Source organism: Geitlerinema sp. CS-897, from assembly GCF_028368005.1.
In the GTDB taxonomy this organism is placed as follows: domain Bacteria; phylum Cyanobacteriota; class Cyanobacteriia; order Cyanobacteriales; family Geitlerinemataceae; genus Baaleninema; species Baaleninema simplex.
In genome coordinates this window covers 1-22,229 of record NZ_JAQNCQ010000061.1, presented here as the reverse complement: position 1 = coordinate 22,229, position 22,229 = coordinate 1, and the positions used below count along the sequence as shown (strand labels likewise).

Annotated in this window: 16 protein-coding genes; 14 read left to right on the top strand and 2 right to left on the bottom strand. The window is 49.8% G+C overall.

What is annotated here, in order from left to right; genetic code table 11:
* Positions 1 to 480 precede the first annotated feature (480 nt).
* From POG22_RS03265 to lodB, 7 genes are all read left to right on the top strand, one after another.
* On the top strand, positions 481 to 1,950 hold the full coding sequence (locus POG22_RS03265) for a protein kinase domain-containing protein (protein ID WP_063716779.1): 1,470 nt from the start codon (positions 481 to 483) through the stop codon (positions 1,948 to 1,950).
* Positions 1,951 to 2,783: 833 nt separating this feature from the next.
* Positions 2,784 to 3,491: an RNA polymerase sigma factor gene (locus POG22_RS03260; RefSeq protein WP_498903606.1), complete on the top strand. Its 708-nt coding sequence runs from the start codon at positions 2,784 to 2,786 to the stop codon at positions 3,489 to 3,491.
* Positions 3,492 to 3,530: 39 nt separating this feature from the next.
* On the top strand, positions 3,531 to 4,397 hold the full coding sequence (locus POG22_RS03255; RefSeq protein WP_063716781.1) for a hypothetical protein: 867 nt from the start codon (positions 3,531 to 3,533) through the stop codon (positions 4,395 to 4,397).
* 459 nt (positions 4,398 to 4,856) lie between these two features.
* Complete coding sequence (locus POG22_RS03250; protein ID WP_144054067.1) at positions 4,857 to 5,300, top strand: HXXEE domain-containing protein; 444 nt, start codon at positions 4,857 to 4,859, stop codon at positions 5,298 to 5,300.
* Positions 5,301 to 5,322: 22 nt separating this feature from the next.
* The gene (locus tag POG22_RS03245; protein ID WP_498903604.1) at positions 5,323 to 7,239 is read left to right on the top strand and encodes an alpha/beta hydrolase family protein; all 1,917 of its coding nucleotides are present in this window, start codon (positions 5,323 to 5,325) and stop codon (positions 7,237 to 7,239) included.
* Positions 7,240 to 8,012: 773 nt separating this feature from the next.
* Positions 8,013 to 10,088 carry a CTQ-dependent lysine 6-oxidase LodA gene (gene lodA, locus POG22_RS03240; protein WP_498903602.1) on the top strand — a complete coding sequence of 692 codons (2,076 nt, stop codon included), beginning with the start codon at positions 8,013 to 8,015 and terminating at the stop codon, positions 10,086 to 10,088.
* Positions 10,089 to 10,300: 212 nt separating this feature from the next.
* The gene (gene lodB / locus POG22_RS03235; RefSeq protein WP_498903600.1) at positions 10,301 to 11,428 is read left to right on the top strand and encodes a lysine-epsilon-oxidase maturase LodB; all 1,128 of its coding nucleotides are present in this window, start codon (positions 10,301 to 10,303) and stop codon (positions 11,426 to 11,428) included.
* A 122-nt stretch (positions 11,429 to 11,550) separates the two neighbouring features.
* On the opposite strand, the gene POG22_RS03230 is transcribed toward lodB, so the two are convergent.
* Positions 11,551 to 12,300: a response regulator gene (locus POG22_RS03230; protein WP_245555508.1), complete on the bottom strand. Its 750-nt coding sequence runs from the start codon at positions 12,298 to 12,300 to the stop codon at positions 11,551 to 11,553.
* A gap of 308 nt (positions 12,301 to 12,608) precedes the next feature.
* Between POG22_RS03230 and POG22_RS03225 the strand changes: the two genes are divergently transcribed.
* Positions 12,609 to 14,255: a hybrid sensor histidine kinase/response regulator gene (locus POG22_RS03225; RefSeq protein WP_498903597.1), complete on the top strand. Its 1,647-nt coding sequence runs from the start codon at positions 12,609 to 12,611 to the stop codon at positions 14,253 to 14,255.
* Positions 14,256 to 14,450: 195 nt separating this feature from the next.
* On the opposite strand, the gene queC is transcribed toward POG22_RS03225, so the two are convergent.
* Positions 14,451 to 15,134: a 7-cyano-7-deazaguanine synthase QueC gene (gene queC, locus POG22_RS03220; protein WP_498903608.1), complete on the bottom strand. Its 684-nt coding sequence runs from the start codon at positions 15,132 to 15,134 to the stop codon at positions 14,451 to 14,453.
* Between the two features lie 421 nt (positions 15,135 to 15,555).
* On the opposite strand from queC, the gene POG22_RS03215 reads away from it, so the two are divergent.
* The 6 genes from POG22_RS03215 (at position 15,556) to POG22_RS03190 (ending at position 22,181) form a co-directional block, all read left to right on the top strand.
* Positions 15,556 to 16,068, top strand: a complete 513-nt coding sequence (locus POG22_RS03215; protein WP_017663430.1) for a DUF4149 domain-containing protein — start codon at positions 15,556 to 15,558, stop codon at positions 16,066 to 16,068.
* A 202-nt stretch (positions 16,069 to 16,270) separates the two neighbouring features.
* On the top strand, positions 16,271 to 17,038 hold the full coding sequence (locus POG22_RS03210; protein ID WP_498903595.1) for a hypothetical protein: 768 nt from the start codon (positions 16,271 to 16,273) through the stop codon (positions 17,036 to 17,038).
* A 106-nt stretch (positions 17,039 to 17,144) separates the two neighbouring features.
* Positions 17,145 to 17,393 carry a hypothetical protein gene (locus tag POG22_RS03205; RefSeq protein ID WP_017663428.1) on the top strand — a complete coding sequence of 83 codons (249 nt, stop codon included), beginning with the start codon at positions 17,145 to 17,147 and terminating at the stop codon, positions 17,391 to 17,393.
* A 383-nt stretch (positions 17,394 to 17,776) separates the two neighbouring features.
* On the top strand, positions 17,777 to 19,831 hold the full coding sequence (locus POG22_RS03200) for a cation:proton antiporter (RefSeq protein ID WP_498903593.1): 2,055 nt from the start codon (positions 17,777 to 17,779) through the stop codon (positions 19,829 to 19,831).
* 37 nt (positions 19,832 to 19,868) lie between these two features.
* Positions 19,869 to 20,576, top strand: a complete 708-nt coding sequence (locus tag POG22_RS03195) for a hypothetical protein (protein ID WP_498903591.1) — start codon at positions 19,869 to 19,871, stop codon at positions 20,574 to 20,576.
* Positions 20,577 to 20,720: 144 nt separating this feature from the next.
* Entirely contained in the window at positions 20,721 to 22,181 is a 1,461-nt protein-coding gene (locus POG22_RS03190; protein ID WP_498903589.1) for a phytoene desaturase, read from the top strand.
* Positions 22,182 to 22,229 lie beyond the last annotated feature (48 nt).

Below are 22,229 nucleotides of genomic sequence, written 5' to 3'. Positions count from 1 at the left end.
GCCGGACGGATCTGATTTTTTGTTTTGGGCTTTATGCTCTATACAGGTTGCCAGTGTCTTAACCGTTACTTCTGGGCTGCCTACTGGATGAGCTATCCGTATGTTTTCAGCGTGTTACCACCTTATCAATTATATTTGATTGCTCGTTTCGGCGCTATCTCCTTCTCTCGCTATCGCATTGTTCAGGGGACGCACCTCAACTCACCGCCGCTTCACCACCAACCAAGCCTATTGGCTATGGTTGGAGCGCTGCGACGAATCTTGGTAGGTCGAATTAGCTATGAGTTTCAGTGTACCAACGGGATGAGAGACGCGCCCCTCTGGTTTTGTTAAAAGTTGCAACAATCCGTAAAGTTCTGTTAATGACAGAGACTCTCGACTGTCGCGTAACAGCACTGCCGTCGAACGAGATCGTTACAAATTTGCCACAATAATAAAGAAGCACCAGCAGACTCGACAGTCTCTCTATTCCCGGCAGCTATGACGTTCTGTCTCAATCCCGACTGTCCCCAACCCGAAAATTCCGATAGCGATCGCCACTGTCTCAGTTGTGGGTTTCCCCTGCAAGTCAGCGATCGCTACCGTGCCGTTCGACCGATCGCCGTTGGGGGGTTCGGACGCACGTTTCTCGGTCTCGACGAACACAAACCATCTCGTCCTCCCTGCGTCATCAAACAGTTCGATCCCAACGAACAGGGAACGCGAAACCGCGCCAAAGCCGCCGAACTCTTTCGTCAAGAAGCCGAACGGCTCGATCGCCTCGGTCGTCACCCTCAAATTCCCGATTTGCTCGCCTATTTCGAGTGGAACGGGCGACAATACCTCATTCAAGAATTTATCGACGGACGGAACCTAGAGCGAGAACTGCACGAGGAAGGCTGTTTTAGCGAAGCTCGAATTCGCCAACTGTTACAGGAAATCTTACCCGTTCTACAATTCGTCCACGATCGCCAAGTCATCCACCGAGACATCAAACCCGAAAACCTCATCCAAGGCAGCAACGGCCGACTGTACCTCGTCGATTTCGGAGCGGCCAAACTGGTAACGACCGCCAATCTCGCCGCCACGGGAACCACCATCGGTTCCGCCGGATACGCTGCCCCCGAGCAAGCCTTGGGAAAAGCCACCTTCGCCAGCGACCTCTACAGCTTAGGCGTCACCTGCATTCACTTACTGACCGATATTCCCCCATTCGATCTCTACGACAGCAGCGAGGGAAATTGGGTATGGCGCGATTACAGCATCGGCGATCGTCCCTTAAGCGAATCGTTCTGTCACGTCCTCGATAAAATGCTCGAACCGGGAACGGGACGGCGATACCGCTCGGCGGACGAGATTCTCAAAGACCTCAAGCGACCCCTATCTGTTCTCGACTCGAAAACCGATACTCGTCCGTCACCGTCGTTCTCGGCACGTTCTCATTTAACGGATGCAGCCAGTCCCGCCACCGAAGCCGAACACCGCGATCGCGTTCGAACGAGTTATGGATTGTGGCTTGTGGGGTTTATTTTCGGGACTTACTTCAGACCCCTCAAAGGATTACATCGGTTCTACAACGGCCAAATCTGGACGGGGTTGTTGTGGATGATTCCGGTAATCGGAGATCTCGGCAGTTTCGTCGATTTGTTCCTCATGCCGAACCTCGTGGACGAATACGAACGCAAAGCCAAAGCCAAGCTCGGTCTGTCTGAGGCTGGCGTTCCCCTGCAACCTCAAAGCGTCGTCACGCAAACGTTGCCGACTCCGACGAAAGACCAGAAAACCGTTAAGTTGATTCGTGCCGCGAGTACCCACGACGGCCAACTCTCGGTCACGCAGGCGGTGATGGCGACGGGAATGTCGTTTGTGGAAACGGAACAGTTGTTAATGGAGTTGGTGAAAACCGGCTACGTGGACGTTGACAACGATCCTGTGTCGGGTGTGGTAATGTATCGGTTCCGAGAATTGTAAACGACCTTCTGTCGAGTGGTTGTACCGAATGCGACAAGCCCTTCTCTGTGTCCTCTGTGCCTCTGTGGTGAAGACTTCTTGAAATCCAGTTTATCGGAAACGGATGGAGTGTTAGACCCACCACGAGCGACGCGCGATCGCCTCTGGATGCTCCAGAGTGCGAATTGTATGATGCGTTAAAAATGCTAAAAAACTACACGACTTAAAATTTATATTACTTTTTAGTTTCAAAACATAACGAACGAAGATCTAAAATTTAAAGAGAGACCCCGAGATTACTGCCGTTTGAAAGATCGGCGATCGAGCTTCACAAAAATAGCAGCATAACTCTATGTTATTTTTAACCTATAGCTTATAGAGTGTTATACAAAAAGATAAGTCGATCGAAATCGATCGATTAAAACATTAAATTAAATAATTCCATCGAAAAACTCTATGATTTGTAAACCTACAGTCTACAAAAACGAGCCAATATCGAAACCCAACAAGCTGTAAGCTTTATCCAACCTACTTTTTAACTTTTTGCTTGTTGCTATAAACAGATATTACATTTGTTTACAAAACTAAAAACTTGACATTCTATTAAAACAGAAGTTAGATTGATATCGTTTCTTAATTTATGAAGATCTCCTAGTTATACTTGACGAAAAGTTACATCACAATCCACAGTAACTCGGGAGATCTAAACACCTCTTATAGATTGGCTAAGCCTTTTGCAAAACAAACGTGCGATCGGCAAAAATATTTTACGGGCATTTTTATAAGCTTAAAATGCCCAAACAGATAGATAACGAGACTTTCAAAACTGTACCGTTGAGTCTCGAAAGTACATCATGCGTTCAAAATCAATGTCAGAGTCTCAATTTGTTCGTAAAACTTCAGCATATCAGTTACAAAACGACCCCGTACTTCAAAATTTCTGGAAACATTGGCAACACGATCGTTCCCGCTTATTTTATTGCTGTTTGAAGTGGATGGGGAACTATAACGATGCTGAAGATGCCCTAAGCCGAGCAACAATTAAAGCCTGGGAAAAATCACAAAAGCATAGAGGAGAAATCAAAAATTTCAAAAGCTGGATAACCCAATTAACATATAACCTTTGCATCGATATTCATCGAGAACATTGCCGACATACTAACCGAATAATAAATCTAGAAAAAATTTCTGAAGAAAAAGATGTAAACACAACAGACAATACGCCAGAAATCATATTAGAAATGAATGAAAAAAGATTCATAATTCATCGAGCAATTCAAAATTTACCAATTCGGCTTCGCGAGACATTTATTCTACATTTTTATGAAGAGCTATCTTACCAAAAAATAGCAGAAGCACAAGCTATTTCTTATGCAAACGTTTGCAAACGCATCTCTCAATCTCGCAAAATTTTATCTCAAGAGTTGAAAGAATACTTTTTTGAAGAAGATGAAACCGACATAGACTCACCGAAAACGATAGCCGTTACGAACGCTATTGTTTTACGAACATCTCGCTCCCCTCCTCATTTGAATTATATTAACACCGACTGTACCGTGTGACAATTTGAGTGAGTTTTGATGAAATTCAGCAATAAATCCATGGAAATTAAAACCAGTCTGTCCGACAACTATCATGAGGAATCTAATCCGAACCTAGGGTATTATCCAGAGCCAGGATGGGAATGGCAAAAACCCGAGCCAAAAACCTATCTGGTCGAACAGGATCTCGCTAAATACGCGCGTGGCTGGATACTCAACCTTGTAGAATTGGTTCATTGGCTTCCGTTCGTTCCTGCTTTTATTTTATCGTTTTTAATTTTCCAGCATTCCAGTGCGTTAAAAGCCATTCTCGGAACGGACATACAAGTCTTTTTACTCGCGATCGCCCCCATCATTCAAACATTCGGCGGATTGACTGGAATTATGATGCACGAATATGAAGGCTGGCAAGTCGTGCATTTCAAAAATCCTCTCGACTCGGACTTTGATATCAAAGACTTCAATAACGAATGGCTTCGTGAAGTCGCATACAAGTTACTGTTTGTTCTTCAAGGTGCTGGACTTCTAGCATTTTCCTTGGGAGTATTTGGCATCAACAAAATCACTCTCACTTTTGCGATCGTGAGTGGTATCGTTGCCTTTATCGGCCCTCAAAACCCAAAAGCCACGATTTATCCGATCGACAACCAACCCGTTTTCCCTTTAGCCGTTTCAATTCTTGTCGTCTTTATCGTCAATGCGATCGTAAACTTCGTTGCGTATTTTCACCTCTTCACTCCAGCCTTAGCAGCAGCGAACTTACCTGTCGTTTTGGCAGGATTAGCCCCGACTCTGTTGATGCTAGGAGGGGTAGTCGAAGGAATACTCGCAGAATCGACCTTTAATCAATGGTGGCATTTTACAGCTGTCATTTTTCTCAATCTCGGCATTATCGTCCAAATCTACTTCTTTCAACTGCTTTGGTAATGTTGTAACGCTCGATCGCCTCTCGAGCGAAAGCGGCGACACGACCTAGACAGTTTTCACAAAACGATCGAACTGTATTGCGATCGCGGCATACAAATTGTCGTTTGGGTTTTCCAAAAAAACGGCGAAACCTCGAGTTAGAGTATCGTTTTTAGATCGCACATTAGTTGGGTGCATCTCAATGGATGTAAAAATATGAGTTTGAGGTAGGTTGAGTTTCGCGATCGCTCCACCCAACAACAGCTTAATTCAGTGCAGAGACTCCGATCCGATAAACTTACATTTTTGAGATGCACCCCGTTAGTTTGGGTTTGCGATCGCTCTGAACGAACCCCAACCTTCGAGAGTTAGTAAAGCTAAAACACAGCTCGGCAAAGTATTCAACATAAATCAACATAAAGTTGAAAACTGAAAAGATCGATAACTCAGGCTAGAACTCACTTCATGGAGAAGCGATCGATGATAGAAGATCGACCGGTCAAACTTGCCCAAAGTTACTGGATTTTGGGACTCGTTCAAGTCGTTCACAGCATGGAAGAAACCTATACCGAACTGTATACTTACTTCCACAGTATGAGTGAGGTTTTGCATCAACACTTTCCTTGGATTCCCATTTTTGGAATTAGTGCAGATTTATTTGCCGTGTTGAACTATCTCATCATTGCGTTAATGTTAGGCTCCGTGCCAAGTGTCAGTCGAGGCAGTCAATGGAGCATTTACTTAATGTGGGGATGGGGAATTATCGAACTCCTCAATGGAATGTTTCATATCGGAACTTGGCTCGTTTTGCAGCATTACTTTCCAGGTGGAGTTTCTGGACCGATTTTATTTGTTGCGAGTGTTCTGTTCGTTCAAAAACTCATGGCTTCTCCTAACTCAGAAGCAAGCAAGGTAGCACAATAAACTACGAATACAGATAAAAACAATGTCTTGCAAAAAATTCTTCTGGCTCGGCAACAGTTTGACTTTGCTGATATCGTTCGTTTTCGCAATTTTACTCGTGGCAGCGGCGATCGCGAACCAACAGATTGGAGATACCACGATTACTCACCTACTTTGGTTTGGAGTCGGCCTAATTGGATTTTTATTACTGTTTGTCGTTTTAATTCAACTCAGCTATGCCAATAATTGGGCGGGATCGCCGATCGTTATCCAACCCAGCCAACCGGAAGGAATTGAAGTTGCGATCGTTTTTATTCAAGGAGAAGGAATTCCCATCGATCGATATTGTCCGATTGCTAAATCTATTCAAGATGCCGCCCCCAATTTAAAAATTTGGGTTGGCATTCCTCAGTTTATTGGTGACTCTCCCATTCCCCGCGAAACTGGATTGGCGATCGATAAAGTTCTCAGTCAAATGAAACAAGAGGGAATGCCCGATACAGACAATATTTTTTTTATCGCCCATTCTGTCGGCGGAATCGCCATTCAAAAATATCTTAAAAGCTTTCCCGAGCGGGCAAAAGGTCAGATTCTAATGGGATCTTTTTTAAATAAGACCTATGTTTCCCAATTGAGTGACGCTGGAAAAACAGAGATTCAATACAGCGTTCCAACCTTAACCATCGGCGGCACGTTAGATGGACTGGCTCGCATTACACGAATTGCAACGGCATTTTGGTATCAACAGATTAATCCAGAAACAGAAACCGATCTAGATAACTTTCCCGTCGTGGCGATCGAGGGAGCCACTCATATGCAATTCGCTTCAGGCGAACCCGTCTCCTATGTCGCTGACTTCGATCTCAAACCCCAAATCTCAGATGAAGAAGTTCGTCAGCAAATTGGTCAGTTAGCTTATCACTTTCTCAACACGCAGCTACCCGATACCGATACGAAAGACAGTCGTGTTTTTCTGAAAGAAAAATGTTTCGAGACCCAACAAACCCTTCAACCTATTCTCGATGCTTTTTTGATGGAGGGATATAACGGTTTTAAACCTGCCTGTTATCGTGTCGAAATCGATAACCAACCCCGTAACGATCCCAAATGTACGGCGTATTCTCCTTGGATTCAAGAACGAGCTAATCCAATCATGGCAGGTCGCGATCGCTCGCCCGTTCCGTTTGATATCACTGCCATCGATAGTTTTCACCGTTCTTATACTTACAATCCTTTTGCAAATCCTAGCGTTCACATTCCCAGGATCGAGCCTCCTTTAAACAATGGAAAACCTCCCTGCGATGGAAACCAGCAAACCGCTACAGAATGCACGCTGACTGTCTCTAGTGTAACCCAAGCCTTGTATAACTTTTTAGACGATTTCGACACGGGCTTTTTTCCCATCGCAGCATTTTCCTTGCGATCGAAACTGAATTCTCGCCAAAAAATTTGGCAATATGCAGGGGTCAGCAATCCTAACTTTGAAGAAACAGACGGATCTTCGAGAGGAAACGAAATCAATCAAAACGTCTATCAATGGGCGTTAGAACACGCTGGAGACAAGGCGCGCCAATACTTCGATAAATTTGGCATACAAATGGCAATGGGCGAAGATAGCGTTCCGTTTATCGCAGCGGGTCCGCTATGGATATGGGTGTATCCTAAATACAACTACGTCACGATAAACAACGAACAATTTTGTCAAGTCAAAGCGAGGGTGATGAAAACTCCCATTAATTACTTTATTCCCTCAGCTAGAGGATTTCATTATTGCCAACTTCTCTCTCCTGCAACAGTCATGGAGTGGATTTATATTGATGGATTAAGAGCGAAAGCCTCTCTATCTGGAACTACAATTACTTACGGGCCGTTAGGAGGTGGATTAGACAAAGCCGTTCGATTTCTGCTACGGCTTGCATTGCGGCAAACCCGAACGAAAGCTTTGTTTAAGCGGGTTTGATAGTTGAGGTCAGATCGTAACCGTAAATTGAAGTTTTCAGGACGTGCGATCGCAGGAGCATTTCAAAAATGTAAATTCATCGGATGCAAGCTGACCTCCTCGATCGAGCGGCTGTTGGGTTCCACTCCGTTCCACTCAAACTACCCAGAGCTTCGGGTTTTTACATCTATCGAGATGTACCCGTCAATGGGCTGCATTTCACTTTCGTAGAACGATCTATCCGCACCTCGACTGAGGCTTCAACGGTAAACGCTCGGCGACTCAACGGCTCGACTGAACTAGCCGAACGTCTGATACGGAATCCAACTCAAAGACTGGTTTTATCCAACCGGACAACCGGACAAGCCCCTCCATCCCCCCAATCCCCCAAAGGAGAGGGGAGCTAAGGGGGAATATTGTGAAGACTTCTTGAAACCCAGCTTATTGGATGAGTGTTTCCCACTACAAATGGGCTAAATGCGTCAGCTTTGTGCATATAGTTTTGTACATATATCCAATTTGTGAAATGCGATCGCATCAATAGTCCGGACATTTTTCTAGGCAAGCGCTGAAACCCGCATTCTCTCGTTAGATGAACGGTCTTAAGAGATGGCTGAAACCCGCATTCTCTCGTTGTCAGTCAAAAACTGTCCGGAGTGTTGTCGCATATTAAATTAATTAAATTACTATATATCGATTTTAAAACTGCGATCGCTCTTTTACTAAAATTTTGAAAAAAATTCAGAAATGCTCTCTGAAAATCGTCTTATTAATGTACCTCACTCAAATTGGAAATGAGTTATACCTATTCAATTCATCCATCGATCGGAGTTGCCCGAGTGGGCAATAGCGAAACCGAGTTTTTTCTCGCACCCAACCAAATCGGAGCATTGCCGATCGAGTGCGATGAATATGGAAACGAGCAGTCAGTCCCTTTTAATAGCTTTAAAGATGCGAGTGGAAAGATAAAACGGCAGGCGCAAAAGTTTCGGGTTTATCGAAAAAACTCCACGACCGGAACTGAAGAAGAACTGACCGTAACTCATGCTGATGTGGCATCGATCGAATGGACAGTACATCTGGCAAATAAAAAAGCAGCGTGGTATCAATTCTCAGAATACAAAGGAAATCTCTTGTTTGGAGATGCCAATAGCTATACCAATCAGAATGTCGAATTAAGGAATAAGAATGCAGCTAACCGCCAAACCCTAATTATCGATCCCGGACCGCGAACGATCGCCGGAACGAACCAGAATGAAAACATCGATCGCAGCAGTATTCCGAGTACTTATCCACACGGAAATTTTCCACCTGAATCTGTCACCTATGGCTACCCGATCGACACCCTTGGTACTCTGAAAACCGACAGCTCCGGACGCTTACTGGTCTTGGGTGGGTTTGGTAAATCTGGCGGAGATCTTCCCCTATCTAGCTATGGAGGTGCTGACACTTGGTACGACGACATTTCAGACGGATCGGTGACTTGTACTATCACATTTAGCAATGGCGAGCCTCCACAAGTTCTCAAAGCGTGGGCGATCGTCGGCCCGCCAGATTTTGCACCGCAAATCACAAATATCTCTTCATGGGACGATACAATTTTTGATTTGAGCGTGCGCCACTTTAATCTAGTTCCAGAGATGTATCAAGGTGGAACTTGGAACGATAACTTTCAGGCAAACTACCAACGGGACATTTTACCCATAATCCTACGAATTGCAGGATATCATTGGGTCGCGAACGTTCAATCGATGCTCGCCTTTTCATCTAATATCTTTGACTTTGGCGATCCGTCTCCAGATAACAAAGCTCATCGGCAACAGTATTTTTCCTATTTTCAAGTCCCCGAACCTCCCAATCCTGCAACTTTTCCAGAAAGCCGTCAATTTACCCTATTTAGCGATGATGGGCTGCCGTTGATGCCGCTCAACTCTGGTAGCAACTCTGTCAGTAACGATAACATTGAAAAATTTCTGTCACTGACTCAAACACAGTATTTTATACTCAAACAATGGGCTGACGGTAAATTTGAAAACACCCCAACATACGAGTCTTATGTCGGTGTAGACGATCGCGATCGCGCCAGTGTCGGAAACGTCGTCGGCTTACCTCAATGCCCTGGAATCGAAGTCACTTGGACGACCCAAAATCCGATCGTCTACGAATCTCCCTATCACATCGCATGGCATCAAGACGATTACACGGATACCGGTTTGTCTCCGAGTCGAGACGAATGTAACGGAGGAGGATGCGAACCCGGCGATTTAACCAAGCGTATGGCGATTCCCTGGCAAGCAGATTTCTTCAACTGCTCGATACAGTTCGTTAACTTCACAGATCCGAACGTCAATAAAGAAGAAAACGCAGAAGGACAGATGGTTCCCAAGCCACCAACCTATTACTCTTACTGGTGGCCGCCGCAAGCACCTTGGAACGTTTTGAGTAACGATCGCACTGCCTCAGAACAAGATATATCGGGCGTTCCCGCTGGATTACAAGTGAACTTCATTCGAGGCGTGAACAGTTACAAACAAATGGTCAACAATGGCTGGTCGTATTTAGCGTTTATTCGCAATCAAAATACAGGATCGAGCGCACAACTGTTTCCCTATATCGTAGAAACCGAGCGAAACAACACAATGTTTGCTTACGAGTCTGTGCCGATTAGTGACATTACCAATCGTCCTGACGATGACGGTACAGATGTTCTCGTCTTTTATCTAAAGACACTCGAACAACAAAAAGAAGTGCGCCGTTCTCAACTGCGATCGCTCGGTCTCGCAGCCGAACTGGATATGTTTAAGGAAATTGAGGTCGTAGAAGACGAGCGGCAACGGATACCTCGTTCGGGAACGCGAATTCGCTTCTAACTGAGCCTTAGAGTTTCCTCACCTCTTCAAACCCGAGGATGGGAGACTCGAGTGGGGGCATCGGGTGCATCTCAACGATCGTCAAAACCCGAGTGTTGGATAGCTGAAGGACAACGACAGCAAAATCCAACACCTCCTCGATCGATGAATTTCCAGATTTGAGATGCCCTCGACTTTCATTTGCTGTCGATTGGATTCAACTAAAATTTGAAATGAAACGAGTCCAAGAAGTTGACGTTGCGATTTTAGGTGGCGGTCCGGCTGGAACGAGTTTAGCGTTGACGCTCTGCCTCTATTCCAACTTAAAAGTAGCGGTTATCGAAACAACGAAGTACGAAACAGCTCGGGTCGGAGAAAACGTTTCAGCCAGTTTGCTACCTTTACTCGATTACTTACAAGTTAAAGAATCGTTTCTAGCCGACGGTCACAAACCGGTTTACAACAGTTCGGCCTTGTGGGGAAATGCCTTCCTCAACTCTCGACCGTCCCTGTTCAGTCAATTTGGCGAAGGTTATCTACTCGATCGCCGACAATTCGATCGGATGTTAGCCGAAGGTGTCTCCCATCGAGGAGGGATACTTTTCTTACAAACTAAATGTCAAGAAGGCGAACTTCTAGAAGGCGGAGGGTGGCGACTTTTTCTAAGCCATGCTTCTGGCGAACCGTTTTCGTTAGACTCGCACTATCTCGTCGATGCCACGGGAAGACAATCGAGAGCAGCCAAGCGTTTGGGGGCTAAATCCATCGTCTGCGACTCTCTCGTCGGCATTACCGCGTTTCTGTACTTTGACGCCACCTATCGCCCTCAACCCGAAGAAATTTTAGTCGAATCTGTCCCTGAAGGATGGTGGTATTCAGCATATTTACCCGATGGAACCTTAAGCATCGCCTTCATGACAGATATCGATATTATGCGGCAGCAGCAACTCCACAAAGCCTCGTCGTGGAGTCGCCTGCTCTCTAAAACAAACCAAACTTACCAGCGAACTCGAGGAGGAACGCGGATCGGCCCCCTAGCGGTCAAACCCGCACACTCTCACATTCTCGATCGCGCCGTCGGCGACAATTGGATGGCCGTCGGGGATGCGGCAACTGCCTTCGATCCGCTCTCGTCGATGGGAATCGGATACGCGATGACCTCGGGAAGTCACGCGGCTGTCGCTCTCAACGAATATCTGACTCGTCACGACAGAGCCTTACTCGACCAGTATCAGAACGGACTCGAGCGTCATTTTGAAACGTATTTGAAGCTGCGACATCTCCATTACGATCTCGAACGGCGTTGGCTCGACGCTCCATTTTGGCAACGTCGTACCGCCAACTCCGTCGTCCTCCGTTAAAACGGCTCTCGTTCGATCGGCTCGTTTTGGACTGAGAATCGCCGAAAAACCGATCGAACTTTCCCAACTTTCTTGAAAAAATGGGTTGTCTTAACGACCTATGTGTTAAGCGTTCGGCGATCTCAATTCACTAACCCCGATCGCAAGGCTCGAACGGCGGCTTGCGTGCGATCGTCGACACAGAGCTTATTGAGAATACTGCGAACGTGGGTTTTGACCGTGCCGACCGTAATGTAAAGTTTTTCGGCAATTTGCGCGTTATTGCATCCGGCGACGATTTGTTCTAAAATCTCCAACTCTCGAGCCGTGAGCGGATCGGACTCCATAATTTGCTGGACTTCTGAATTGACACCCTCAATATTTGTCGTTTCCTCGTCGCGGGGTTCGCGTTCGGAGATCGGCGTATCTGACGGTGTAGATTCTGCAACACTGGCAACGAGAGACGGCGTTTTCCGAACCTGACGCAATACAATTTGTGCGATCGCCGGGTCGATCCACGTGTTACCTTCGTGAGTAATGCGGATCGCTTCGAGCAAGCGATCGAGGCTCGCGTCCTTCATGCTGTAGGAATCGGCACCGGCCGCGAAGGCAGCTAAAACCGCCTCTTCGTTGTCGTGCATCGTCAAAATCAACACTTTCGTCTCGCTCTCGGGGTGTTCCTGACGAAAGCGTTCTAACAGTTCGATGCCATCGATGTCGGGCAATCCGATATCGACGATCGCCACATCGGGCTTCACGGCTTCGAGAACCGCGAGTCCTTGTTTTCCGTTGGCAGCTTCACCGGCGACTTCGACTCTTTCAGTTTGTTGGAGAGCCGCCCGCAAGCCAACTCGCGTGAGTTCGTGATCTTCAATGAGAACAATGCGAATCATAGTTGTTGCTATTCCGTGTCGTTCCATGTCGTTCAAAAAAATAGCGATCGCCGTTTCAAAAGTGGGTCAATAGATCTACTGTAGGAGGACTCTCAGACGTTGACCCCGAGAAAAAACGCCAGAAACGGTCAGAGCGGCGATCTCACGCGAACCTCAGAACCTCCCAAACTCAAAAAACCTACTCCTTACGATAGAGGCAATATCGCATTAATTTTATCTAAATTTAAGATAAGGCAGGCTCTTCGATATTTTCACCCTTTCACGCCAAGGAGATTTCCACGACCCGACGGCTTCTAGCCCCCTCCCCTATGCACTCAACGTTCGATATTTTAGCCTTGGGCTTCGACCAGCAAGATCCAGCCATCACCACACTAACGTCCGGCTCGCCGTTCGATGAAAACTTTCGGGCTGAAATTTCGATCGTCGGAGACGAAACGAGTGCGATCGCTGCGCTAAACCACCATCGCTTCGACTGTATCGCCATCGATACCGAGCGCGTCGGCGAGCGCAACCCACTGCTAGCGTTGCGAAATGCTGGGGTAAAAATTCCCGTCATCGCAGTCGGTTCTCGCTGCAACGGCGAAACGGAAAACGCGAACCGAGATCTCGGCGCGATCGACTACTTCTGTCGCGATCGCTTTACCCCAGAAGGATTGGGGATAGCGTTACGCTATGCGATACAAGTCAATCGCCTGCGACGGGAGCGCGATCGCACCCAACAAAAACATCACGAATGCGAAGAAAAATATCGGTTTGTCATCGAGGGATCTCACGAAGGGGTTTGGGATTGGAACCCGGTCAACAACACCTTACGAGGTAACGATCGCCTGTGCGAAATACTCGGCTTAGAACTCGAAACCCTCCCCCGCACCTACGAAGCCTTCTGTAAACTGATCCATCCCGGCGATCGCGCTCGCAACCACCAGCGCTTGCGCGAACACCTCGATCTCAGCGTTCCCTACCGCCTCGACTTGCGCTTGCAGCACAGTAACGGAGACTATCGTTACTGTACCTTACGGGCAAAAGTTCAGCGGGACGACTCGGGACGACCGATCCGCGTCGCCGGGGTGATAAACGACATTACCGAGCGCAAACAAATCGAAGAACGTATCGCCGCTCAAAACGAACTCCTCAAACAGCACAACCAGGAATTGGTGCGCCAGCGAGAACAAATTCGCCGTCAAAACTTAGCCGTATTAGAAGCCTCGCGCATGAAATCGGCGTTTTTGGCCACCATGTCCCACGAACTGCGAACGCCCCTCAACGCTATTATCGGATTTTCCCAACTACTGCTCCGCAAGTATCGCGATCGCTGCGACGGAACGTTTTCCGAAAAGCTCGAACGCATTCTTCACAACGGTCAACACCTACTCCGGTTGCTCAACGACATTCTCGATCGCTCGAAACTCGAAGCCGGAGATCTCGAACTACGACTACAACGGTTCGATTTAGCAGAGTTAAGTCGGGCGACCGTCTCCGAATTTCGACCCTCCATCGAGCGTCAAAACCTAGAACTACGATACTCGATCGAACTGTCGAATCCCATCGTAGTCAACGATCGCCATGCGGTTCGCCGGATTTTTACCAACTTACTCTCGAACGCGCTCAAATTCACCGAAGAAGGGGCGATCGAACTGCGAGTTTGGGAACCCTCGAGCGATCGTGTCGCTCTCTCCGTCAGCGACACGGGAATCGGTATCGCCCCCGAAAATCTCAAGCGAGTTTTCGCCACCTTCGAGCAGCTCGACAATACCTCCACCCGCACCCACACCGGAACGGGTTTGGGCTTAGCCATTACCGAAGCCCTCGTTAAAATGATGAACGGCCGAATTTCCGTCGAAAGCGAAGTCGGTTCCGGTTCGACTTTCCACATCGAACTTCCCCGTCAAGTCGTCGCCTCCACCTCGACCTTTGACGAACGACCCCTTCCGTTCGACCGACAGGCGTTTTCTTGAGAGACCCGGAAGACCCGGAAGACAAGGGGGACAAGGCGACCAGGGGACAGGAAGATACGGTCAACTGTGGAGTCGGTGCGTGACGAGTTGGCCGGTTTCGCGGCATATTTGTCGTGTCTTTAGGTCACGCACCCTACGACTCACTGGTAACTGAAACACTGTTCACTGTTCACTGTTCACTGTAAAACGCGCACCCTACGACTGTCGAAACCCTGGGTCTTCTAAGCCGAGTTCGGCGAAAGCGGCTAGACGCAAGCGACAGGAATCGCAGATACCGCAAGGGCGATCGCCTCCTGCGTAGCATGACCAGGTTTTTTCCCAAGGGACGCCGAGGCTGTTACCGAGTTGAATAATTTCGGTTTTTTTCAGTTGAATCAGCGGGGTTTCGATCGCGATCGAAGTTCCTTCACGCCCCTGTTTCGTTCCCAAACGAAACGCTTCTTGCATCGCAGCGATATAATCTGGGCGACAGTCGGGATAGCCGGAGTAATCCAGGGCGTTGACACCGATGTAAATGCGTTCGGCCTCGAGAACTTCGGCGTAGGCGAGAGCGAAACTGAGAAAAATGGTGTTGCGAGCGGGAACGTAGGTAATCGGGATATCTCGTCCCATGTCCTCGAGCGATCGCGACTCGGGAAGATCGAGACTTGCATCCGTCAACGCCGACCCTCCCCACCGCGTTAAGTCGAAGCGGACGATTTGATGGTCTTTCACCCCAGCGGCTTCGGCGATCGCGCCAGCGGCCTCGAGTTCGCGACGGTGGCGTTGCTGGTAGTCGAAGGATATGGCGTAACAGTCGAATCCGTCCGCTCGGGCTTGGTAGAGAACAGTGGAGGAATCGAGACCTCCCGATAGCAATACAACAGCTTTTTGGGTCATTGATGAAGTTTTCGGTTTTGTAGAGCGATCGCGTGCGACGTTGTCTCGAACAGGCGTTCGACGCAACTTGATGCAACTTACAAGATAACGAGAGAGGCTGAGGGGACGCAACGAAACGGCAATACGATCGCCGAAATCGTCCGTCACATTTTCGCCCGAACGAACACCGATACAGAACGACGAGAAACGTTACAAAACGTGATGAACTTCGTTGAATAAAACGCGATCGCCAAACCGCCGAAATCGTCCCGTTTACCATAGGTTGCAAACAGCTTTTCTCGAAGCGTTTTCGCCCTCGAGCCGGGGCGATCGCCCCCCAGAAAACCGCCCGAATTGGGGTCGGTTATCGCAACGATTTTTCATATTTCCAAGAGTCAAACCTCGCTACCCTAGAAATAGATACAAAAAGACGGAGATCGCGATGACTGCGTTTATGGGTTCGGGACACCAACGTCCCTCATGGCAAACCGTTCTTTCCGTCGTTCTCGCCCTGTGGTTTGGCGGTAGCCTCGTCCTAGACTTAGTCGTCATGCCGAGTTTGTACGCAATGGGTATGATGACAGAACCCGGATTCGCCTCTGTGGGATATCTAACGTTCGAGCGATTCAATCACCTCGAATTAATATTTGCGGGATTAGCCCTAACCAGCGTGTTGGTTTTAAACCAAACGCGGCACTTTTTCGGCACTCAAACGCGCAAAGCCATTATCCTTTCAATTTTGTTGTTAGGCGTCGCCCTAACCTATACCTATTTCTTTACGCCGCAGATGAGTGCGCTAGGGGTACAGTTAAACCCGCTCGATCCCACTGTAGAAATTCCGACAGCAATGGCGTCGATGCACCAAGGGTACTGGATTTTAGAACTGCTCAAACTGGCCTCAGTATGGATTTTAATGCGTCTGTGCTGTCGCCAAAACCCCGCTGCGAGCCGTTAAGACGGAAGAATTCACCTCCCAAGCAATCTCGATACGAGAGAGATCTCGACACGAACCCCGTAGCGGCGCTGTATACCGTTGTATGCAACGCCACTACGGAATTTTTGCGATAGCGTCGATCGCAGTCTGACTTTTTGGGAAACCTGGCATAGTTTGCTATAATAATAAGTTCGCAAAAAATCGTCTGGGGGATACGAAAGCTATGGCCATCATTGCATTACGAGGTTGGTACATCGAAAAATACGAGCCGATCGCAGAACTGAGAAAACGCCCCCACGACATTCGCTTGAGCAAAAATAGCCTGTTGAAATCGGGCTTGCGAGCGGACTTCCTCGAAGAAAGCGCCGAAATCGAGCGAACCGAGTGGTTTAACCGCTATTTAGCCGGGGAACGGGTGGAATTTTACATCGACGGAAGTGGAGGGTACGCCATTTCTAACATCGATCTGAGCAGTCACGAAATTTACTTCACCAAACACGACGTTCTCGCCCATCTCGAGCCGAAAATTTTCCTATCTCGTCAAAGCGCTTATCCCCAAGCCAGCGAGCAGTTACAAGAGCGTCTCGAACAGTTTTTAACCGACTTCAACCGGCGATCGCGCGTTCCCTTAACCCTCGAACTATCCCAACTTCCCCTCGAGGGTGCGATCCGTCTGAGCGCCCACCAACTGCGACAAATCCGCAAAAGTCTGCTCGTCGTCGCCGACACCACCCCCTTAGCCGCAACGGGAGGCGACGAATCGCAGTTGTTACCGAGTCCCAACGTCTGCATCGAACTCGGTTACGCCTTACAAAGCAAACCTGTCGAGCATATTCTCCTCGCTCGCCAGAACCGCCGCGACCTCTCGGGTCGATTTCCGTTCGACTTACCCACGTACCAACAGCTCGAATTCAGCGACGAGGCCGGACTCGAGCGTGCGTTACCGACCGTGATGGAAACGATGTTACAGCGATTCCGTTTGGTATCCTAGTTTGGAATGCGATCGCGACGTCGAGACACCCACGACCCCAGGCGTCACGGCGTTTTCCCACCCACGCGATCGCAGAGCGCCCCCTATTTTTACCACGATCTCAACTATGCCCAAACCTAGCGAATACGCCGTTCACCTGTTCTTAATCGGCGGACAACGAGAAGAAGTGCGGTTTCCCACCATCGAAGACTTTCAAAAATGGTACGGTAGCGAGCTGAAGCCGAAAGCCCAATCCGACGATTTTATTAACATTCCCCTCAAAAACATTCAGGGAGAGTATATGGTCGCCCGTCCGTCGAGCATCGTGGCTATCCGTCTCGAACCCGTCTACGTCTCCAGTGTCGATCGGTTTTGACGCGGGTTTGACGCCGGGGCGATGGAAGGGAAAAAACAAACGACCCGCAAACGATTAAAAAATCAAATTAATTGAAATTCAACCGTCTCACCCCCTGCGATCGCGCGTTTTTTTCTCGTTTTTTACCCTTCTCTCTCCACAGACAGAGGCATCGAATCGATCGAGTTATGTTATTCTGTTCTGACTTGTCTTTGACGAGTCAGACAGTCTGCATTTGTACCAATTTTTCCAAAAACAGTTTACGCTAACAAAAAAAGGTGACGGTCGCGTGCGGCAGGTCGCCCCGTTCGATATCGTCTCGCTCGAAGAACGACCCGAGCATCAACGCCACGGGAAACTTCGAGTCGAGCGATCGTGCGGATGGTAGCTGACGTTTCAGCCTTATGGACGCATCCTTTGAGATTACGCTTCTAATCGTCCTGACCGTAACAGCCGGGATCGGGTCACAAGTCCTCGCCGAATATTTTAAAGTACCCGGCATTGTCTTTCTGCTCGTATTCGGCATTCTCCTCGGACCGAGCGGTCTGCACTGGGTCAATCCGACCTTGCTCGGTAACGGACTCGAAGTCATCGTTTCCCTTTCGGTGGCCTTGATCCTGTTTGAAGGGGGATTGAGCTTAGAGTTACGGGATCTAGGGCGCGTGTCGGGGAGCCTACGCAACCTCGTCACCTTCGGCACGCTGATCGCCTTTATCGGCGGGGGAATGGCCGCCCACGGCTTGGCAGAATTCCCCTGGCCGATCGCCTTTCTTTACGCCGCCTTAGTCGTCGTCACCGGGCCGACTGTCGTGACGCCGCTTCTCAAACAAGTCCGGGTCGATCGACAAGTAGCAACCCTCCTCGAAGGCGAAGGTGTCCTCATCGATCCCGTCGGTGCTATCCTCGCCGTTTTAGTCCTAGACGTCGTTCTCAACGGAGATGCCGATCCCCTCGGCGTCCTCAGCGGCTTGTTGCTGCGCTTGGGCATTGGCGTCGCACTCGGGGCGGGCGGCGGTTGGCTGCTCAGCGAGTTCATTACCCGCGCCAACTTCCTCTCCGAAGAACTCAAAAACCTCATCGTCCTAGCCGGCGTTTGGTTTCTCTTCGTTCTGTCTCAGTTCCTCGTCAGCGAGTCGGGGTTGATGGCCACCGTCGTCGCCGGAATGGTCATGCGGGCGTCTTCCTTGCCCGAAGAACGGATGCTGAGGCGCTTTAAAAGTCAGCTGACGGTTTTAGCCGTGTCGGTGCTGTTCGTCCTCCTGGCCGCCGACCTATCCATTCCCAGTTTGTTCGCCTTGGGGTGGGGTAGCTTGGGAACCGTGGCCGTGTTGATGTTCGTGGTGCGTCCCCTCAACGTCTGGATTTGTACCGGCAACAGCAACATGGATTGGCGTCAGAAACTCTTCGTAAGCTGGATCGCGCCGAAAGGCATCGTTTCGGCTTCCGTGGCTTCTCTGTTTTCGATCCTGTTGACCGATCGCGGCATTAACGGGGGCGACGCCATTAAAGCCTTAGTGTTCCTAACGATTATTATCACAGTGCTGTTACAGGGACTGACCGCCAAATGGGTGGTGCGCTGGCTGGGTCTCGAATCGACGACGGCCACCGGTTTGTTGATCGTGGGATCGAATCCCCTCAGCCGCCTCATCGCGCGGTTGTTCCAAGAACGGGGCGAGGCGGTCGCCCTGGTCGATACCGATCCAGAAGCCTGTCGGGAAGCCGAACGGGAGGATTTGAAGGTCTTTCTCAGCAGTGCGTTGGATACGGAAGTGTTAGAAGAAGCCGGGCTGGAGTCGATGGGGACTTTCCTGACGATGACCAGTAACGGAGAGGTCAATACCGTTTTGGCACAACGGGCAATGGAAGAGTTCGAGCCGCCCCGGACGTTGGCGTTGTTACCGCGAGACAAATCTAGTGCGCCCGCCAACAAGGTGAAAATCAAACAAGCTATGATGCCCGAGTTCCCGTTAAAAATGTGGAACCAGTACCTCAAGGAAGGGGAAGTGAAGCTCGGGGAAACCGTCTTAGAAGAACCGGGCGTGGCGTTCCAGAAAGCCCATTTACAGGCGTTAATTCGCTCTGGGGAACTGGTGCCACTGTTGCGAGAGCGCGATCGCCAGCTTCAGGTGCTTTCGACTTCCGATACGTGGGAAACCGGCGATCGCATTATCTATTTGCTGCACGCCCCCAAACCGAAACTGCTCAAACGCCTTTCCGGTGCGAACAGTTCCCACTTGAAAGTCGAAAAACTGCCGGAAGTCGAAGAGGTGGCCGTCCCGACAACGGTGCGCGATCGCGCCGAACTGGCCGAAGACGGCGAAGCCAAAGTTATTCCCCGTCCGGCAAAATCCGAAACCTCAACCGCCGAAACCCCAACCTCAACGCCCGACAAAACGGTCGATCGCAGCGATACAAACCACTCGTCGCCGGGCATTGGTTTGAACCGGCGCGAACCCTAACGTTAAAATTGACGGGTTGAGACCGAGGAACGAGACCGTGACCCCTATTCCCGAGCGTCCGCCTGCTGTAGACGTGACCCCCGCTATTTACGATCGCATGATGGCTAGAGTTCCAGACGACTGGAAAGCTCGCTTTCGCGATCCCCTGACCTGGGACGACAGTATGCGCGAACAGGTCGCTTCAGTGTTGCTACCCTGCGCCGTGGACGAAGCGATCGCACAATCGAAACGCCGAGGCGATCGCGGTCTCGTTCTCTACGACCAAAAAGACGTCGAAACCATCATTTACTACATCGCCCAAGACCACAGCGACACGGTTCTGTGGATGGCAGACCCAGCTACAAAAGAAAACGTGGCCGAATTAGTCCGCACCTACAACCCCGAAACCGAAGCCGTCATCGTCATCGCCAGTTCCTCCAGCATTCAGGCGATGTGGGTGCGCGAAGACGGAACCATCCAAACTGACGGAGCGCAAGCCGCGAACTCTCTCCCCGTCTCGCTTCCCGACGGTGTCACCGTATCCACCGAAGAAGCCGAAGGCGTCTATTCCTATCGCTTTTCCCACGTGCGACTCGGAGATTTAGGTCGAATTCGCTTGGTTCCCGACGCCGAGTCGGGACTGTCTTTTAAAACCGAAACGGCTTCGGGCGACACCGAAACCGAAACGCAACAAAAACAAGAGTTGTTCGCACCGCTGGCCCGTACCATTGTCGAACGTCTAGAAGCCGCTCTCCACCAGAAATAACTCAACCTGAGTTCGGGATAAGCTGAAACCCTCATTCTGCCCTGACTCGATCCGCTCGCCGTGCAACGAGGTTACAGTGTTTCAGCAATTTGGGAGGAAAAAGCCATCCTTAGCCCGACTTGACGTTAACTCACTAGAATCACTATGAAGGTCGTCGTTATTGGAAGCGGCTTGGGAGGACTCTCAGCCGCCATTCGCCTGCAAGCTGCCGGATGTTCGGTGACTGTGGTAGACAAACGCAGTCAACCCGGCGGCCGGGCAGTCGTTTACCAGCAAGACGGCTTTACCTTCGATGCCGGGCCGACCATCGTGACCGTCCCGAACTTAATTCGGGAACTGTTCGAGGTGGCGGGGAAAAACATCGACGATTACGTGAAATTAGTCCGGCTCGATCCGTTCTATAACGTCCGGTTTCCCGACGGTTCGATCTTTCGCTACAACAGCGATCGCGAAGCGCTCCTCGAACAAATTCGCCAGTTTAAACCCAGCGACGAAAAAGGCTATCTTCGCTTCAGCCAAGCCGCTTCGGACATTTTCGAGGCGGGATTGCCCCTGATGGAACGACCGTTTCTGAGTTTCCTCGATATGTTGCGCGTCGCCCCGGACATGGTGCGCTTGCAAACCTATCGATCGGTTACGAGTTTGGTGAATCGCTATCTCAAAGATCCCCGCTTGCGCCAAGCCTTTAGCTTTCACCCGCTGTTAATCGGGGGCAATCCCTTTCAAAGTCCCTCGGTTTACGCCATGATTCACCGCCTCGAACAAGAGTTCGGGGTGTGGTTTCCCCTCGGAGGAACGGGGGCGCTGGTGCAGGCGTTGGTGACGCTGTTTCGCCAGTTACACGGGACGCTGCGACAAAAATCTCCCGTCGAAGCCATTACCATCGACCCCGATACGGAACGCGCGACGGGGGTGCGGTTGACCGACGGTGAGGCGTTGGCCGCAGACGCGGTGGTGAGTAACGCCGACGTCGCCCACACCTATTTACATTTAGTTCCGCCGAGGTTCCGGCGTCCCCAGTTGCGCCGCCTGCGCTATTCGATGTCGCTGTTCGTGTTGTATTTCGGCACCGACCGACAATACCCCGACATGGCGCATCACGAGATTCTCATGGGACCGCGCTATCGAACGTTGATGGACGATATTTTTCAACATCACCATTTAGCGGAGGATTTCGCGCTGTACCTCCACCACCCGACCGCGACCGATCCCAGTCTCGCGCCGCCGGGATGCGATAGTTGGTACGTGCTGTCTCCCGTGCCGAATTTAGCCGGAGATATCGACTGGAAAACTGTGGCGTCGAGATATCGCGATCGCATCGTGGAGTTTCTCGAACGTCACTATCTGCCCAATTTATCGAAACACATCGTCACGGAACGATTTATCGATCCCCGTCATTTCCGCACGACACTCAACAGCCATCTCGGAAGTGCCTTTTCTATCGAACCGACTTTGTTTCAGTCGGCCTGGTTCCGCCCCCACAACCGCAGCGAAACCATTCCGAATTTATATTTAGTGGGTGCGGGAACCCATCCCGGCGCGGGAATCCCCGGCGTGTTAAATTCGGGCAAAATCGCCGCTAATTTGATTTTAAGCAGTGGATAGTTGACTAACTTCCTTCTCCCTCTCCCCCTCTCCCCCTCTCCCCCTCTC